The 17,526-nt window shown below is 40.4% G+C and carries 14 protein-coding genes; 8 read left to right on the plus strand and 6 right to left on the minus strand.

The annotated features are described in order from the left end of the window. Window positions 1-3: 3 nt before the first annotated feature. Together H5182_RS08235 and H5182_RS08240 are read left to right on the plus strand one after the other, a co-directional pair. The gene (locus H5182_RS08235; protein WP_182734405.1) at window positions 4-3,228 is read left to right on the plus strand and encodes a PilC/PilY family type IV pilus protein; all 3,225 of its coding nucleotides are present in this window, start codon (window positions 4-6) and stop codon (window positions 3,226-3,228) included. After that, a complete protein-coding gene (locus H5182_RS08240; protein WP_145237238.1) occupies window positions 3,212-3,634 on the plus strand; it encodes a type IV pilin protein in 423 nt (140 codons plus the stop codon). The genes H5182_RS08235 and H5182_RS08240 overlap by 17 nt, the downstream gene beginning before the upstream one ends. A 22-nt stretch (window positions 3,635-3,656) precedes the next feature. Here H5182_RS08240 and H5182_RS08245 read toward each other — a convergent pair whose 3' ends face one another. Further along, window positions 3,657-4,148 (minus strand): GspH/FimT family pseudopilin, encoded by a 492-nt coding sequence (locus tag H5182_RS08245; protein ID WP_182731097.1) that lies wholly within the window; start codon window positions 4,146-4,148, stop codon window positions 3,657-3,659. A gap of 116 nt (window positions 4,149-4,264) precedes the next feature. Continuing rightward, complete coding sequence (locus H5182_RS08250; protein WP_149980933.1) at window positions 4,265-4,810, minus strand: GspH/FimT family pseudopilin; 546 nt, start codon at window positions 4,808-4,810, stop codon at window positions 4,265-4,267. Between the two features lie 195 nt (window positions 4,811-5,005). Here H5182_RS08250 and glnB point away from each other — a divergent pair, with 195 nt between their 5' ends. Next, window positions 5,006-5,344, plus strand: a complete 339-nt coding sequence (gene glnB / locus H5182_RS08255; protein ID WP_145237227.1) for a nitrogen regulatory protein P-II — start codon at window positions 5,006-5,008, stop codon at window positions 5,342-5,344. A gap of 82 nt (window positions 5,345-5,426) precedes the next feature. Here glnB and H5182_RS08260 read toward each other — a convergent pair whose 3' ends face one another. Further along, a complete protein-coding gene (locus tag H5182_RS08260) occupies window positions 5,427-6,188 on the minus strand; it encodes an outer membrane protein assembly factor BamD (protein WP_182759870.1) in 762 nt (253 codons plus the stop codon). Between the two features lie 141 nt (window positions 6,189-6,329). Here H5182_RS08260 and rluD point away from each other — a divergent pair, with 141 nt between their 5' ends. The 3 genes from rluD to clpB all read left to right on the plus strand — a co-directional run bounded on the left by rluD (window position 6,330) and on the right by clpB (window position 10,716). After that, on the plus strand, window positions 6,330-7,307 hold the full coding sequence (gene rluD / locus H5182_RS08265; RefSeq protein WP_145237221.1) for a 23S rRNA pseudouridine(1911/1915/1917) synthase RluD: 978 nt from the start codon (window positions 6,330-6,332) through the stop codon (window positions 7,305-7,307). Between the two features lie 9 nt (window positions 7,308-7,316). Continuing rightward, window positions 7,317-8,042, plus strand: coding sequence for a peptidoglycan editing factor PgeF (gene pgeF, locus H5182_RS08270; protein ID WP_145237218.1), 726 nt, complete (start codon window positions 7,317-7,319; stop codon window positions 8,040-8,042). A 97-nt stretch (window positions 8,043-8,139) separates the two neighbouring features. After that, window positions 8,140-10,716, plus strand: a complete 2,577-nt coding sequence (gene clpB / locus H5182_RS08275; protein WP_145237215.1) for an ATP-dependent chaperone ClpB — start codon at window positions 8,140-8,142, stop codon at window positions 10,714-10,716. 111 nt (window positions 10,717-10,827) lie between these two features. On the opposite strand, the gene H5182_RS08280 is transcribed toward clpB, so the two are convergent. After that, on the minus strand, window positions 10,828-12,375 hold the full coding sequence (locus H5182_RS08280) for a PAS domain-containing methyl-accepting chemotaxis protein (protein ID WP_182759871.1): 1,548 nt from the start codon (window positions 12,373-12,375) through the stop codon (window positions 10,828-10,830). A gap of 487 nt (window positions 12,376-12,862) precedes the next feature. On the opposite strand from H5182_RS08280, the gene gshA reads away from it, so the two are divergent. After that, on the plus strand, window positions 12,863-14,440 hold the full coding sequence (gene gshA / locus H5182_RS08285; protein WP_182759872.1) for a glutamate--cysteine ligase: 1,578 nt from the start codon (window positions 12,863-12,865) through the stop codon (window positions 14,438-14,440). 140 nt (window positions 14,441-14,580) lie between these two features. After that, entirely contained in the window at window positions 14,581-15,189 is a 609-nt protein-coding gene (locus H5182_RS08290) for a hypothetical protein (RefSeq protein ID WP_145237206.1), read from the plus strand. A 55-nt stretch (window positions 15,190-15,244) separates the two neighbouring features. On the opposite strand, the gene H5182_RS08295 is transcribed toward H5182_RS08290, so the two are convergent. Beyond that, window positions 15,245-16,081: a mechanosensitive ion channel family protein gene (locus H5182_RS08295; RefSeq protein WP_145237203.1), complete on the minus strand. Its 837-nt coding sequence runs from the start codon at window positions 16,079-16,081 to the stop codon at window positions 15,245-15,247. Window positions 16,082-16,217: 136 nt separating this feature from the next. Continuing rightward, window positions 16,218-17,486 carry an HlyC/CorC family transporter gene (locus tag H5182_RS08300; protein WP_145237200.1) on the minus strand — a complete coding sequence of 423 codons (1,269 nt, stop codon included), beginning with the start codon at window positions 17,484-17,486 and terminating at the stop codon, window positions 16,218-16,220. Window positions 17,487-17,526: the final 40 nt, after the last annotated feature.

The raw sequence follows: 17,526 nt of genomic DNA on the forward strand, positions 1-17,526 counted from the left end.
AATATGATCAAGTTTAAAAAGTTAGTTATGAATATTTCACTTAGTATCGCGGTACTTTTAAGTATGCAATGCTATGCGGAAGATATTGAATTATATGTAAACCATAATGTAGAAATAGACGAAAGAGCGCGAGTTTTATTGATTTTTGATACCTCTGGCAGTATGGCGTTTTCATCCAAAACAGGTAAAGATTGTGGTCAATATAATAATGGTGGCTGGAAGGTATGTAATGACAGTCGACTTGGAGTGGCTAAAGATGCTATGACTGAGTTGATCACCGGTAACCCTGACATCGATTTTGGGCTTATGCGCTATAACAGTACTGATGGCGGTTATATATTGAATGGTATTGGTAGCTCACATAATGCTATAAAAGCATCAATAGATAACCTACCCGCCGATGGTGGTACTCCATTAGCTGAAACTCTTTGGGAAGCATATTTGTATATAACAGGGAAAGGTTTGCACTATGGCGAGCAAGTTAGTGAGTCAAATCGGGATACTAGTGTTGAAAATAAGGTTAATGATAGAAAACAAGTAGAAGAGTGTGACTGGGAGCGTAAAGGTCGGCATTGGGTTTGGGTTTGTAAAAATGTATGGGTAGATAATTTTAGTTACACGTATATTTCACCTTTTGCAGATAGTGTAGAGGAAGCTAAGCGCTGTGATAACTCAGTAAATATAATTTATATGACGGACGGTGATCCATCTGCTGGAAGTGATAATAATAGTGACGGTGCGATAAGTGAAGCATATAAGTCATATTTCGGTCGTTATTTAAATAATAATGATTACATCTACAGTAACTACTTACATCAGTTAGCGAAAGTAATTCATGGTGTAGACGCGAATAAAAAGGCTAACATCGAAGAGGTCGTTGTTGATTTGTATCCTCAAACTCCCGATATTCACGAAACCGGCCGTGTATATACCGTGGGCTTTGGATCGGGGATGAGTAGCTCTGGTAAAAAACTACTAGAGGAAACCGCTACACTCGGTGGTGGTCAATACGAATATGCAGATACTGCAGAGCAATTAGCTGATGCATTTAAAAAATTCATTACCAATATCCGTGAAGTAAACGATACTTTTACTTCACCTTCCATAGCTAGTAATAATGTTGATCAAACTCGTAGTCGAGAATCTATATATTACGCTATGTTTTACCCTGAAACCGGCGCTCGCTGGCGTGGTAATTTGAAAAAATTAAAAGTGTCAGGAACTGAAATAGTTGATGCCAATTCGACCCCTGCACTGAACGACGATGGGTTGATTAAGTCAACCGCATCGACATTTTGGTTACCCGAGAACACTCCACCTGATGGTAATTCGGTAGAAAGTGGTGGTGTCAATTTACACCTTACCAATTTAGCAGAGCGAACTGTTTATACAGATTCCCCTAAAGGAGGATTGATTGAGTTTCAAAGCTCAACGTTGCAAACCGCATTCGGTAGTCTTGCTAAGGTTGCTACTAGCTTTGGCACAGATATCAATAGTGTTGGTTCAACTATTGAATGGGCTAGAGGGGTAGATGTTGATGATGAAGATAAAGATAGCTCTCGGCGTGATCAACGAAAAGATATATTTGGTGATCCATTACACTCAAAGCCAGTTACGATTGATTATGGTAGTGGTGACATTCGCATATTGATTGGTACTAATGCTGGTTTTCTGCATATGTTCCACGATAAAGGTAAGGATGTTAGCGAAACATGGTCATTTATTCCAAGTAGTTTATATAAAATTTTAACTCCATTACGTAATAATCAAGCAGACACCAAAGTGTACGGTGTTGACGGCCCAATTACTGTATTTTTTGATGATGCTGATCGTGATGGTGTTGTTGAAGCTGGTGATCGCGTGTGGGCATTCTTCGGTATGCGACGTGGTGGTAACCAATATTATGCATTAGATATTACTAATCCAGATGTACCAAAATTAATGTGGACAATTCAAGGTGGCAGTGGAGTTTATAAAGAGTTAGCACAAACTTGGTCTGCTCCAACTGTGTCATATATTAAGGGAAAGAAAGAGCCAGTGTTAATTTTTGGTGCTGGTTTTGATACTAATAAAGACAATGTATCACTCAGTAATGATACGAAAGGGCGCGGTATATATATCGTCAATGCATCAGACGGTAGCTTGGTTTGGGAATTAACGCCTAAAACAGGCTTTAAAGGAAAACATAGTATTGCAGCAACAGTTTCGATACTTGATTCAGATTATGACGGTTTTATAGATCGCTTATATGCAACAGATACTGCGGGTAGTATTTGGCGTGTAGATATGCCAAGTGCAAACCCGACCGACAGTAAAAACCCTTGGACCCATTTCGAACTTGCTAAATTGGGGGGAGCAATTTCTAGTCAAGATAGGCGCTTTTTTTATAAGGCGACCGTAGCACGTACAATGTTTAGCAAGGTAACCAGTACCACAAGCAATAATCAAACAAGTATAATCCGCGAGGATACCCCATTTGACGCAATATTAATTGGTAGTGGTAATAGACCAAAGCCAACACTAACAACGGTACAAGATCAATTGTATATGATCCGTGATATTAATACTGTGACCATGTCATTTATAGGAGATGACATTCCTGAGACTATTACGCCTAGTGATTTAATGAATGTAAATAGTGATCCTTTTGCAAATGCGCTAGATGATATTGAGCAGTTTACAGAAGAGGAAGTGAAGCTTAGTAAAAAAAGCGGTTGGTATTATGATCTTCCTCGCAGTGGTGAAAAGTCGCTCGCAGCTGCAACTGTAGTTGGAGGAGTTGCTTATTTTACAAGTTTCACACCAGCTTCAGCAGATGCCACGATTAACCAATGTTCTTTAAGTGGAGGAAGTGGCGGTTTATATGCATTTCACTTGCACTACGGAAGCAAGGTATATAACCAATTGCGTTATGTCACGAGCAATGATGTACCAGATACACCGCAACTTTATTTTGGCACCTCAGAAGTTTGCGACAGTGATGGTAAAGCATGTAATGAACAAAGCCAGTTTTTATTACTAGGACCAGGAGTAAAGCAAACTAAAGCGACTGAAGATGAATTTAGTGCGAAAAACCCATTTATACCAAAAGAGATCCTAGGGCCAGGCATTACGTTTGATGAAGATGGCAAAATTAAGCTTGTGAGTGATGCGGTGCCCATTGGCTTTGGTTTTAAAACTCAACAAACCTTTATCTATAAGCGAGAGAATAATGACAACCAAAAATAACATGCAGCGAGGGTTTACATTAATTGAGCTCATGATCACTGTAGCAATATTAGGCATTATTGCCTCAATTGCTCTACCAAGCTATTTTGAACATGTTAAACGGACTGCTCGCACAGAAGCAATCACGTCATTACTTGATGCGGCTAATCGGCAAGAGCAGTTCTTTGTTGATAATCGAGAATATACAAATGATTTAGCAAATATTGGTGTAACGACACCAACTGAGCATGGTTTTTATACTATTGAGGTTGAAGTCGATAACGATGCAGGGACATTTAGCTTTACAGCAACTCCAGTTGCTGGTCCTCCATTAAAAGATGATGACTGTAAGACCTTTGTTATTGATGATGCAGGACTAAAAACCGCAACACCGAAAGCGAATTCTGCAATGTGCTGGGGTAAATAGTTTGTAATGGCTTTATTTTTGGTTACTCTTGGCATTTTGAGGTATTTTTAATCTTCGTTCTGCCAGTATAGCTTATAGATATAGCAAGCCCTTTGTGGCTTGCTTGTTTATACTTAGGACAATATATAAATGTACCGTTATGAAAGCCCATGGGTGTGCCGTTATATCGAAAAGTAATAAATGGCCTAGGGTAGGTGAGCATATCTTCAGAGTGTGTTGGTTCAATGTAAAATAGAACCTTATCTTTACCATCAAATTTACCCACCTTGTTAGTATCAGTAAACACAGTAAGTTCTTTGTGCCAATTATCGCTATGGCATTGATTATTTTTAAGGGCGCAAAATGTTACGTTTGCGCCATAAGATACTGCGCTTAAACGGGATAAGCCAATAGCTCGATTTACTTTTGCGATATGGTTGTCAAGGCGGATATTTATGAGTAATGGCTGATAATTAAATAAAACTAAGTGGCACATTATTGACATAATGCTTAACACTACCATAGTTTCAATCAACGTGGTTCCTAGTCGCTTTGCTCCGTTGTTTATATCCTTCATCCTTGAAGTTCTCAATTATGACAAGTAGATTAAGCTTAGTTGACCCTAAATCAGATGCAAATATAGAGCGAAATTTAATCACAGGTGCCGCTCGTATCTCCGTTATAAAATGCCGTACCAGATTGGCTGATTGTCAGTGCTTTATTGTTTTTGTTATCTTTATTTGGACAGTAGATGAATGTGCCTGGGTTAGAGGTAATACGACCACTTGCATCAAATATCAATGAATTATCACCTGAAAATGTTAATTGATTATTGTCAGGGACTTCTTCCATAACTCTGAGAATTCGGTCTCCTCTGCGTGGGTTATGATCGCCATTACTATTACTATCATAAAAGACGATTATAGAGCCGTCATTCCAACTATCTAAGCAGGTCACTTTTTTGTCATTTTCTATTCTGGTTGTATTACCACTGCACACAACGATCAATGAATCGGTACTCGTGGCTTTTGCGCGAGCAAAGTTGATGTTACGTTTTAACTCCAGCAAATAATTTTCAGCTCGGTTATTTTCAAGCATGTCGCTACTATTCCAAAAAGCGATTGAGGCTAAAATTCCGACTATCGCAAGGGTGACCATCACCTCAAGTAATGTAAAGCCATGTTGTTGTTTGTTCATGTTCACCTCTGGTACTGGAGTGCGCTGAGTAAATCAGCGCACTTTGAAGAACTTATTTTAAACATAATTGTTCCAATTGATATAATCATACCATTGCTGACGATTAAATCACCGTAATTCAATTGCTTTGTTTGCTATGAAGTGCAGGATTGTCTAAAATCGATTCAATTGGCAATATAAGAGTAGCGACTAATAATGAAGAAAATTGAAGCAATAATTAAACCATTTAAACTTGATGATGTTCGTGAAGCGTTGTCTGATGTCGGTATTACTGGCATGACCGTCAGTGAAGTGAAAGGTTTTGGCCGTCAAAAAGGACATACTGAGCTTTATCGTGGCGCTGAATACATGGTTGATTTTTTACCAAAAGTAAAGCTTGATATTGTCCTTGGTGATGACGATGTTGACCGTGCTATTGAAGTGATCGTTAAAACAGCACAAACAGGTAAAATTGGCGATGGTAAGATTTTCGTCACTGACGTTGAGCGTGTAGTTCGTATTCGTACTGCTGAAGAAGATGAAGACGCGATCTAATTTATTATCTGAGATTAAAAGTCAGACATAAAAAAGGCGCTACTTATAAACAATCAGTAGCGCCTTTTTTGTATATGTTAATTTATTTCTTTTTATTTAACTCTCGGGTCATTTTGGCGTGTTTACTTAATTCTGGTAAACCAAGCTTGTTGTAGCTTTTTTCCATCATTTCCAGTGCTTCATTTAAATAACTACTTTGAGAATAATGCTCTACGACGTATTTACCGCGATTTGCTGCTGCTAAGTAAGCTTCACGTTCATAGTAGTAATCAGCAACTTTCAACTCGTAACGTGCCATTTTGTTGAGTAACCAAACTAAACGTCTTTTTGCTTCAGGGGCATAGCTACTATTAGGGAAGCGATTGACTAAGGTTGATAAATCAGTAAAGGCAACACGGGTACGATTAGCATCACGGTCGGCTCTATCAACACCAAAATACTCTTGGAATGCGTTTTTATCGGCTTTAATATTTACTAAACCACGCATGTAGTACATATAGTCTAAATCTTTGTGGTTTGGATTTAAGCGAATAAAACGGTCAATTGTTGCAAGCGCTTGTTCAGTATTACCCGCTTGGTAATGGGCGTAGACTAAATCCATTTGTACTTGTTTTGACATAGGCCCAAACGGATAGCGTGAATCAATCGCACTCAAAAGCTCAATTGCACGCGCGTACAAGCCTGAATCAAGTGTTTGTTTGGCATCATCATACAACGCTTGCGCTGATTTATTAGGAACGCGTTGGATATCTTCTGCATCAGGTGCTGACGAACAGGCACCTAAACCAAGTAATGAAACTGTAAAAACAATGGCGAATGCACGTTTCCCTATTCTATTTATCATTTTATTTGTTACCTTCGATGTCTTCGGCTAGGCCAAGTGGGTAAAACCGAGTAAACTATGCTTATTATATAATGCTTTTATTAAAAGCGATTCTAACCCAGTCGAGCACAGCTTGCACTGGTAAATTGGGTAAAGTTACTAATGTCAGAGCAAATTTCTCTTCAAGCCGAGGTGCCAACTGAGTTAGGCGGTAAACGTCTAGACCAAGTATTGGCACAATTGTTCCCTGATTATTCACGTTCACGTATAAAAACGTGGATTTTGGATGATAAAATCACCGTGGATGGTGAAATTTTAAACACCCCGAGAGAGAAACTCTTTGGTGGTGAAACAGTCAATGTTGAAACTAGCATTGAAGCCCCACGTGAATACTTAGCGCAAGATATCAAATTAAACATCGTTTATGAAGATGATGATATTTTGGTTATCAACAAACCTATGGGTTTAGTTGTGCACCCTGGTGCCGGTAATCCTGATGGCACAGTGCTCAATGCATTGTTGCATCATTATCCAGATATCATTAATGTTCCGCGCGCAGGTATTGTGCATCGTCTAGATAAAGATACTACCGGTTTGATGGTGGTAGCTAAAACAATTCAGGCGCAAACACATTTAGTTAAAGCATTACAGAAGCGTGAAAACTTCACGCGTGAGTATGAAGCAATTTGTAATGGCACCATGACCGCAGGTGGTATGGTTGAAAAACCAATTGGTCGCCATCCTACGCAGCGTACACACATGGCTGTGCATGAGCAGGGTAAACCAGCAATTACGCATTTTCGTGTTGCTGAAAAATTCCGTGCGCATACGCGATTACGTCTTCGTTTAGAAACTGGCCGAACTCACCAAATTCGTGTGCATATGGCATTTATTAATCATCCATTGATTGGTGATAAAGCCTATGGCGGTCGTCCACGTCCACCAAAAGGCGCAACACCGGAATTGTTCCAAATGTTACGTGAATTTAATCGTCAAGCATTGCACGCGGTAAAGCTAAGTATCGCACACCCAATTACGGGTGAAATGATGACTTGGCAGGCGCCAATTCCTGATGACATGGTTGCCATGACGCACGTACTTCGTGAAGACACCAAAGCTAATCCAAATATCGATTTTTAAGCTGCTTTAATGCTTTATCCTAATTGGACAGCGCCAACCAATGTAGGTGCTCTCAGTACAACTCGTCAGGGCGGTGTATCGCATGCGCCTTTTATGAGTTTAAACTTAGGCCTACATGTGGGCGATGATCAGCAAGCGGTATTGACGAATCGCGCACTTTTAGCTGCTCAGCTTCCTAAAGCACCGGTGTGGCTTAATCAGATCCATAGCAGTGAAGTCGTTGTTGTGGATGAGTATTTTGACCCACAGGCTAATTATGATGCGGATGCGCTGTATACCCGATTAAAAAATCAACCACTGGCAATTATGACAGCAGATTGCTTGCCGGTTTTACTTACCAGTGAAAGTGGTGATGAGGTGGCTGCTATTCATGGTGGCTGGCGCGGTTTGCATGCGGGTATTATCGCTAATACTTTGCGTCACTTTAGCAGCCCTGCAGAACAAATTATAGCGTGGTTAGGTCCTGCCATAGGTGCTGCAAAGTTTGAGGTTGGCAGTGAAGTAAAAGCGCTTTTCTGTGAACAATCAGCATCTCATCACACTGCATTTGTGGCGCAGGCGGATGGTAAATATTTAGCGGATATTTATCTGCTCGCAACCACACAGCTTATTAATCTAGGCATAAGAAATATTAGTGGTGGTGAGTACTGTACAGTTAGCAATAGCGAACAATTCTTCTCATACCGTCGAGATGGTCAAACAGGCCGTATGGCTTCTTTGATCTGGCGCAAGTAATAGTCTATTCAGTGAGTATATTTTCTCCTAAGCCTTGATCAAAGTGCCGAGCATACCCATTAATTAAGTAATTAGTTTTTTTAATAGGTAACCCCTTATGCGTTTAGATCGATTTACCAGTAAATTTCAATCTGCGCTCTCTGACGCTCAGTCATTAGCGCTTGGTCGTGATCATCAATTTATTGAACCAGTACATTTAATGTATTCACTCTTGCAGCAAAGTGGCTCAAGTGTGCGTGCGTTATTAGCCCAAGCCAGTGTGAGTGCCGATGAACTTAATACCAAGTTATCACAAGAGATAGAAAAGCTATTTAAAGTGGAAGGTGTTGGCGGCGACGTGCAGTTGTCAAATAACATGGTTTCACTGATCAACTTATGCGATAAGTACGCGCAAAAGCGTAAAGATAAATACATCTCCAGTGAGTTATTTGTATTAGCAGCGTGTGATGATAAAGGGCCATTGGGTGATATCTTTCGCGCTTTAAATATGACCAGCACTAAAATAGAAGCAGCAATACAAGCTATTCGCGGTGGTCAAAAAGTTGATGATCCGAATGCTGAAGATACCCGTCAAGCGCTGAAAAAGTTTACTATCGATTTAACTGAGCGTGCAGAGCAAGGTAAACTTGATCCTGTTATTGGCCGCGATGATGAAATTCGCCGCACCATTCAAGTATTACAACGGCGTACTAAAAATAACCCCGTGTTGATTGGCGAACCCGGTGTCGGTAAAACCGCTATAGCTGAAGGGCTCGCGCAGCGTATTATAAATGGCGAAGTGCCTGAAGGCTTGAAAAACAAACGTGTGTTATCGCTTGATTTAGGAGCCTTGGTGGCCGGTGCAAAATACCGTGGTGAGTTTGAAGAACGTTTAAAGTCAGTGCTTAATGAATTGGCTAAAGAAGAAGGCCAAGTGATTTTGTTTATTGACGAAATTCATACTATGGTGGGCGCCGGTAAATCTGATGGTGCAATGGATGCGGGTAATATGCTCAAACCTGCATTGGCTCGAGGTGAACTGCATTGTGTCGGTGCTACAACCCTTGATGAGTATCGTAAATATATTGAAAAAGATGCCGCTTTAGAACGTCGTTTTCAAAAGGTGCTTGTTGAAGAACCATCAGTAGAAGATACCATAGCGATTCTTCGAGGCTTGAAAGAGCGTTACGAGTTACATCACTGTGTTGAAATTACCGATCCAGCCATTGTTGCCGCAGCGCATTTATCGCACCGCTACATTAGCGATCGCCAGCTACCGGATAAAGCCATTGATTTAATTGATGAAGCGGGTTCGTCTATTCGCCTACAAATCGATTCAAAACCAGAATCATTAGATAAATTAGAGCGCCGTATCATCCAGCTAAAACTCGAAGATAATGCACTTGCTAAAGAGAAAGATGACGCCAGCCAAAAGCGTCGTTCTGAGATGCAGGAGCTGATCACCGATCTTGAAGCCCAGTACCGTGAACTTGATGAAGTATGGACAGCTGAGAAAGCCTCTTTGCAAGGTACTCAAGTAATTAAGGCTGAACTTGAACAAGCGCGATTAGACTTAGATGTTGCCCGCCGTGCCACTGATCTACAACGTATGTCAGAGCTGCAATACGGCCGCATTCCAGAATTGGAACGTAAACTCGACTTAGCTTCACAAGCTGAAATGCAAGAAATGAGCTTACTTAAAAACCAAGTGGGTGAAGATGAAATTGCTGAGATACTTTCACGTTGGACTGGTATTCCTGTATCGCGCATGCTTCAAGGTGAGCGTGAAAAACTGCTGCAAATGGAAGAACATTTACACCATAAAGTGATCGGTCAAGACGAAGCGGTAGTGGCAGTGGCGAATGCGATTCGTCGTTCACGGGCAGGGCTTGCAGATCCAAATAGGCCAATCGGTTCGTTTTTATTTTTAGGCCCAACCGGGGTCGGTAAAACTGAGCTGACTAAAGCGTTAGCTGGATATATGTTTGATACTGAAAGCGCGATGGTGCGAATTGATATGTCTGAGTTTATGGAAAAGCACTCAGTTGCTCGCTTAGTTGGCGCGCCTCCGGGCTATGTTGGTTATGAAGAAGGTGGCTACTTAACAGAAGCTGTTCGTCGTCGTCCATATTCTGTAATTTTGCTTGATGAAATCGAAAAGGCACATCCTGATGTATTTAATATTCTGCTGCAAGTGTTAGATGATGGTCGTTTAACGGATGGCCAAGGTCGTACTGTTGATTTTAAAAATACGGTGATCATCATGACCTCAAATTTAGGCTCAGATATTATTCAAGATCAAACCGGTAACAACGATTATGCAGCGTTAAAAGAAAAAGTGATGGGGGTTTTGGTTAATGAGTTTAGACCTGAATTTATTAACCGTATTGATGAAACCGTAGTATTCCACCCACTTGCTAATGAACATATCAAAGAGATTGCAGATATTCAGTTAAGCAAGTTACGTGAGCGCCTAACAGGAATGGGTTACTTGTTACAAATAAGTGATGCAGCTCTTGATCGAATTGCAGCCAGTGGTTTTGACCCGGTTTATGGTGCACGACCACTCAAACGGGCTATTCAACATACCATTGAAAACCCATTATCGCAGAAGTTACTCGCAGGTGAATATCAAAGTGGTGACATGATAGTAATTGATGCTGACGAAAATGGTTTAGTGTTCTCATCACGCTAACTGATTAACTGAGTTTTAAGGCCAGTGAATATGCTGGCCTTAAACTCGCTGCGAATAAAAAGTTATAAAGTAAATATTAAAGATAAACCCCTATCATTTAGCCGCGCTTAATTAAACCTTAAAAGTCAGTAAAATATCGTTAACTTTACGTGAGCCTTCGACAAGCTGTGCAGCACCTTTAGCGACATTAAAGCTCAACGTTAAGTTCTCGTCACTGTAACCTTTTATTTGTGTAATGTTGTCGCTAATATCGAGGCTGACAGTTTGTTGTTGCTCGGCGGCAGCAGATATTTGTGTCGCTAGTTGCGATATTTCACTTATTTGCGCGAAGATGCTATCCAGTTCAACTTGGGTATGTCCGGTGGTATTTACACATTCATCGGCTTGCGCCTTGGTGTTTTTCATGACCGTGGACCAGCTAAACAGGGTATCTTGAATTTCTTTAATAGAGCTATGAATTTGTGCAGTAGCACGTTGAGTACGAGAAGATAATGCACGCACTTCATCGGCAACTACCGCAAAGCCTCGGCCATGTTCACCAGCACGCGCGGCTTCAATTGCAGCATTTAATGCCAGCAAATTGGTTTGCTCTGCAATGCCTTCGATTTCAGTCATTACTTGACCTATTTTATCCGCCTCGGTTGCAAGGGAATTTGCGGTACTTGCCGCTTGTTCAACTTGTAAAGCAAGATCAGACACCATGGCACTATTGTCTGCAATGTGTAGTTTTATATCAGTGCAGCTTTGGTAAGTAATATTTACTTTTTCAGCGGTATGATGAGTGTTGCCCGATATTTCACCTATGGTTGCGCTCATTTGTGACATTGCGGTGGCCATTTGGCCAAGGCGTTGTCCTTGTGCGGCAATGCCTTTTTCAGTTAATGCTGATTGTTGGTCTAGATTAGCCGCAATACCGGTAAACGTGACAGTCGTATCTTTTACTCGTCCTAATACGGTACGTAATTTAGCATTAAGCATTTGCTGGTTATATTCACTAATACTAAATGGATAATGGCCGACATAGACATAGCGGGATACAGAATCATTATCTACCTTGAGCCGTTTCAGTGCTGCTGGTGTGAAAACTAATTCATCATAATTTAATAGCATAATTAGTAAACTAAATAGCGCGGTTATCAGTGCAACAGAAATAGATACAAAAGCTGCTAATAGTACTAAACCAATTAAGCCAATAAGTAGGGCTGCACTTTGGCGAACACCGACCCATTCACGCCAAGAAGACAACGATTTACCGGCATTTATTTTAGTGTATAGGCTTTGTGCTCGTCGTTTTAGTTGTTCGCTCGGTTTTGTTCGTACTGATTGATAGCCAACGAGTTGACCATGTTCAAAAATAGGAGTAACAAATGCATCAACCCAATAATAGCGGCCATCCTTGCAGCGATTCTTTACCATCCCGCGCCATGAATGGCCTTGTTTAAGTTTTTCCCACATTTCTTTAAATGCCGCTTTGGGCATATCTGGGTGGCGAACAATATTATGATTTTTGCCAATGAGTTCTTCAAGGTTGAAGCCAGCGATATTGCAAAATTCTTTATTCGCATAGGTTATCACTCCACGTACATCTGTAGTAGAGACGAGCTGCTGGTGATCTGAAAAGGTGACTTCTTCGTTTATTAACTGCTGACCCCGACGCATAGGTAGTCCTTAAACATGCTTTATTATTAGTGATGATTATAAAGTTCATACAAACGTAATGATAGCAGGTTCAGTGTTCACAGGTGCAAAATTGATCTTAAATAACTTTTTAGTGATCTAGAACAAAGAAACTTGTAAAAGCTGTATTCGTAATCGTGTAATTGCTGAATATATACATAGATATTATGGTTCTAGTTTGATAAGTCGGTAAGTCTCAGAGATGGATTGCAGATAGTAAACAATTAATTAGTCAGCATCTCGCATAACAGTGGTGTCATTAAAGCAATTGTATATTAGCTCTTACAATGGCAAGATTAGTAAAAATTTGGGTGTTAGCTTAACGGCCCGCAGCAAGTTTGCTTTACAAACATACGGTGACCTTCTTGGTAAATAGTGGAAATTAGAGTTATGCCATTATTAAACCTTGAGTATTATCAATTTGCCCCCATTGACTTAGGATTAGGCCACGTGGCTCGAGGAAGCATTTTTGACTACACATGATTTAACTAAAGCGTTAGCAGCGCTAGCCCCAGAACAGCATAAATACGCAATTAAAGGCATTCAACGCGGTATTGAAAGAGAAGCGTTGCGGATCAAGCCAAATGGTGTAATTTCACATCAAGGTCATCCAAAAGGGGTTGGTTGTGCGTTAACTAACGGGCATATCACCACTGATTTTTCTGAGTCTTTACTGGAGTTTATAACACCCGTTAGTGAATCTGCTGAAGAAACGTTAAATCAGCTACAAGACTTACAAAAGTTTACCCTATCGCAGATGGGCGATGAATTATTATGGCCTATCAGTATGCCGTGTTTTATAGAACACCAAGATGACATTGTATTAGCTCAATTTGGTGATTCTAATATTGGACGCATGAAAACCTTGTACCGCGAAGGTCTTAAAAATCGTTATGGCAGCATGATGCAAGCGATTGCCGGTGTTCACTTTAATATATCGTTTCCAGAGTCATTTTGGCTGAGCTTACAAACGATTAAAGGCGATACTGGCTCATTACAAGAGTTTATTTCGGCCGGTTATTTAGGACTGATCCGTAACTTCAAGCGAGAACTATGGCTGATCAGTTATTTATTTGGAGCATCGCCAGCGCTGTGTAATTCATTTTTACAAGGGCGCAGTACGGATCTTCCTTTTAAAAAATTAGGTAAAGGTACGCTTTATCTTGAAGTGGGTACAGCTTTGCGCTTAGGTAATTTGGGTTATACCAACAGTGCTCAGTCATCACTAAAAGTACTGTATAACTCACTAGATGAATATGTAGCAGGATTAAAAAGTGCGATTCATTCACCGTCAGATATTTATGGTCAGCTTGCTGATTATAAAGATGCCCAGCCTAAACAATTGAATAAAAATGTATTGCAGATTGAAAACGAATTTTATTCGCCAATTCGTCCTAAGCGCAATGCTAAAAGTGGCGAAACACCGACCGACGCACTGTTACGTGGCGGTATTGAGTATATTGAAATCCGAGCTCTAGATGTAAATCCATTTGCAGCAACGGGAATTGATATTGAGCAAATTCATTTCCTAGATGTTTTTCTGACTTATTGCTTATTGAAAGATTCTCCAACAATGGATTGGGATTCGCAACAGCGTAGCACCGAAAATTTAGATACGGTTGTAAGCCAAGGTCGCGCTTTAGAAGTGATGTTAAACCGCTCTGGTAATTCATGCAGTCTAGCAACGTGGGGAGCAGAGATCTTCGCACAGTTACAACAAGTTGCAGCCTATATGGATAATGCTTACGGCGTTAGCTATTACAGCGAAACGATTACTCGATTAAGCCAATGGATAGCAGATCCTGAATTAACATACTCAGGGCGCTACGTTAGTCAACTGAAAGGGTCTGGTATTGATAATGGTTATTTTGCCTTATCGTTGGCAAAAAGTTACCAGCAACAACATCAAGATACGCCATATAAAGTGTATTCAGACAGCTATTTAAAACAACAAGCAGATCAGTCAGTTATTGCTGAACGCGAGTTGAAAGCCGCTGATAATCAAACATTTAATGCATTTTTAGATGATTATTTTGCCACTAAGTAAGTTTGTAGCTAAGTAAGCAGGCAAAAAAACGCAGCCCAAGTTGGCTGCGTAAAGATTCTTCAGGGATAAACAATGCTAAACTGCGCATTCATAAAATATGACTTATATTTTTATAAAAAGTTCAGCGAGCAACAAAAAAAATGAAAAATAGTTTAATTATTTTATCGCTGGGGGCTCTGTTAACTGGTTGCGCAACAGCCCCTCCAAAGCAACCTAATGATATATGTAAAATTTTTGAAGAAAAAAGCGATTGGTACTATGACGCAAAAGATGCCCAAGAAAAATGGGGCTCACCTAAGCATGTACTAATGAGCATGATGTATCAAGAAAGCTCCTTTAAACACGATGCTGCACCGCCAATGGAATACTTTTTGTGGGTCATTCCCACAGGGCGAGCAAGTTCAGCTTACGGCTACTCACAAGCAAAAACTCCCACCTGGTCTGATTATATTCGTGAAACGGGTAATAGCGGCGCCGATCGCGATGATTTTGATGACGCTATCGACTTTATGGGCTGGTTTGTTTATAAGACTCATAAAGTTAATGGCATCTCGAAATGGGATGCCTACGCGCAATACCTAAATTACCACGAAGGCTGGGGCGGTTATAAACGCGGCACCTATAAAAATAAAAAGTGGTTAATGGCAGTGGCTAATAAAGTAAAAAATCGTGCAAGTCGCTATGCGGCTCAGCTTAAACGTTGTGAAGACGATTTAGATAAAGGGTGGTTAGAAAGGTTATTTAGCTGATCTGACAAGATTCATGATTTTAAAAAGCCCGCACAGCGGGCTTTTTAGTATTAGTTTATTTCCCTGGGAATTGATGAATATGTACATCGCGCTGTGGGAATGGAATGGTAATATTTTCTTTATCGAAGGCAATTTTAACGCGTTCGTATAAACCAAAATACACTGGCCAGTAATTTTCAGAATCAACCCATGCCCAGACTAACATGCCGATATGGCTATCGCCATGCTGACTTACATGCACAACCGGTTGTTTTGCTTCATCTTTGAGTACTAACTCGTAGCTATTTAACACGCCCATTAGTACTTCTCGCGCTTTAAGCACATCATCACTGTAGCTAATACCAAACTCAATATCGACGCGGCGAGTTGGTTCTGCAAACTTGTTTTTTACACAGCCATTAGAAAGTGCACCATTTGGGATAATAATTTTTTCATTATCATAAGTGAGTAGTACGGTAACAAATATTTGAATTTCAACCACTTTACCCATATAGCCTTGGGCTTCAATGACATCACCAATTTTAAATGGTTTAAAAAATAAGATCAGCACACCACCGGCGAAATTCGCTAGGCTGCCTTGTAATGCCATACCGACCGCTAAGCCTGCAGCACCGAGCATAGCAATGAACGAGGTTGTTTCTATACCAATCATTGATGCGACTGAGATCAGTAATAGCAACTTTAAAATAACCGATAAGAAGGAGACCAAAAAATGACTTAATCCGGCTTCAAATTTTACCTTTGCCATTGATTTTTCAGCCATACTGGCAATACGGCCAACAAACCACCAACCAACAATTAAAACAAAGATTGCCAATAAAAATCGAGGGCCATAGGTCATTAGCATTTCAATCGCTTTGGTGTACAGGGTCTCGATAGAGATATCTTCCATTGCATTTTCCACATCTATAAAGTTACAAATATAATAGCCTAATAATTAACACTTTATAGAGAATAATGAACAAAAAATTTGTTGCGGGGATGAGCTGAGGGAGTAGAGTAACCATAGGTTACTCTACAGATATTGCTTATATTTTGCGCTTGTTCGCTTGAATGCGCACCAGTTTGATCATGTTCTCTTTTACTTCAACAACTTCAATCGGATAGCCTGCAATACGCAAACTCAAGTTGGCATCAGGAATGTCTTCTAAGTATTCGACAATTAAGCCACTTAATGTTTTCGGGCCATCAAGAGGGAACTCCCAATCCATTTCTTTGTTTAGATCGCGTACGTTAGCACCGCCATCAACTAAAAATGAGCCATCATCTTGTGACACAACTTCTTCACTTGGAGTACGTGTTTGCGTAGTGGTAAAGTCACCGACCACTTCTTCAAGAATATCTTCGAGGGTAACTAATCCTTGAATATCACCATATTCATCAACTACTAAACCGATACGCTCTTTTGATTGCTGAAATTTAAATAGCTGAGTATTGAGCGACGTACCTTCAGGAATAAAATAAATCTCACGAACTGCGCGAAGCAATGATGGTTTATCAAATTGCTCTTTCGTTAATAACCGCAGTGCATCCCGTGAGTGAATAAAGCCTACCGCATCATCAATTTGGTCACGATATAAAAGTACTCGCGTGTGTTGTGCATGGGTAAGCTGTTTACTAATTAGTTTCCAGTCATCATTGATATCAATGGCAACAATTTCGTTGCGCGGGATCATAATATCTTCGACAGTGACTTGCTCTAAATCTAAAATGGAGGTCAACATACTTTGGTGACGCGCGGGGATCAGCGCACCCGATTCATTCAGCACCGTTTTTAATTCTTCTTTACTCATGCTGTGCTCATCTATTTGTGCAGCACTAATACCAAATAGGCGTAATATGCCATTGGTCATCCAGTTAACGACGACGACAAATGGAAAGAGAATTTTTAGTAACCCTTTGAGTATCACCGAACTAGGAAAGGCAACTTTTTCAGGGTAAAGCGCAGCTAGCGTTTTAGGCGTTACTTCTGCAAATATAAGCACTACTAAAGTTAGTGCGCCAGTGGCAATAGCGATACCTAAATCACCATATAAACGAATACCGATAATGGTTGCAACCTGCGCGGCAGCAATATTCACCAAGTTATTACCGATGAGGATAAGGCCAATAAGTCTATCAGGACGGCTCAAAAGTTTGTTGACACGCTTTGCTGCGCGGTGATTTTCTTTAGCAAGGTGGCGTAAGCGGATTCTGTTAATTGACATAATGCCCGTTTCAGAACCAGAAAAATATGCAGAACAAAGTATGAGTATTCCAAGTATTATAAACAAAACACTTGTAGAGATGTCGTCCAAAGAAGGATCCTTTTTTATTTAACCAATGCGTATTAAGCGG

This window comes from Pseudoalteromonas sp. SG44-17, from assembly GCF_014164235.1.
Lineage (GTDB): Bacteria > Pseudomonadota > Gammaproteobacteria > Enterobacterales > Alteromonadaceae > Pseudoalteromonas > Pseudoalteromonas rhizosphaerae.

Excerpts from the sequence above, each read along its gene's own strand:
- H5182_RS08295 (WP_145237203.1), bottom strand. The coding sequence starts at position 16,081 with ATGGAAGATATCTCTATCGAGACCCTGTACACCAAAGCGATTGAAATG.
- pgeF (WP_145237218.1), top strand. The coding sequence starts at position 7,317 with ATGCTTTATCCTAATTGGACAGCGCCAACCAATGTAGGTGCTCTCAGT.
- H5182_RS08280 (WP_182759871.1), bottom strand. The coding sequence starts at position 12,375 with ATGCGTCGGGGTCAGCAGTTAATAAACGAAGAAGTCACCTTTTCAGAT.
- glnB (WP_145237227.1), top strand. The coding sequence starts at position 5,006 with ATGAAGAAAATTGAAGCAATAATTAAACCATTTAAACTTGATGATGTT.
- H5182_RS08250 (WP_149980933.1), bottom strand. The coding sequence starts at position 4,810 with ATGAACAAACAACAACATGGCTTTACATTACTTGAGGTGATGGTCACC.
- H5182_RS08235 (WP_182734405.1), top strand. The coding sequence starts at position 4 with ATGATCAAGTTTAAAAAGTTAGTTATGAATATTTCACTTAGTATCGCG.
- H5182_RS08290 (WP_145237206.1), top strand. The coding sequence starts at position 14,581 with ATGAAAAATAGTTTAATTATTTTATCGCTGGGGGCTCTGTTAACTGGT.
- H5182_RS08260 (WP_182759870.1), bottom strand. The coding sequence starts at position 6,188 with ATGATAAATAGAATAGGGAAACGTGCATTCGCCATTGTTTTTACAGTT.
- clpB (WP_145237215.1), top strand. The coding sequence starts at position 8,140 with ATGCGTTTAGATCGATTTACCAGTAAATTTCAATCTGCGCTCTCTGAC.
- rluD (WP_145237221.1), top strand. The coding sequence starts at position 6,330 with ATGTCAGAGCAAATTTCTCTTCAAGCCGAGGTGCCAACTGAGTTAGGC.
- H5182_RS08240 (WP_145237238.1), top strand. The coding sequence starts at position 3,212 with ATGACAACCAAAAATAACATGCAGCGAGGGTTTACATTAATTGAGCTC.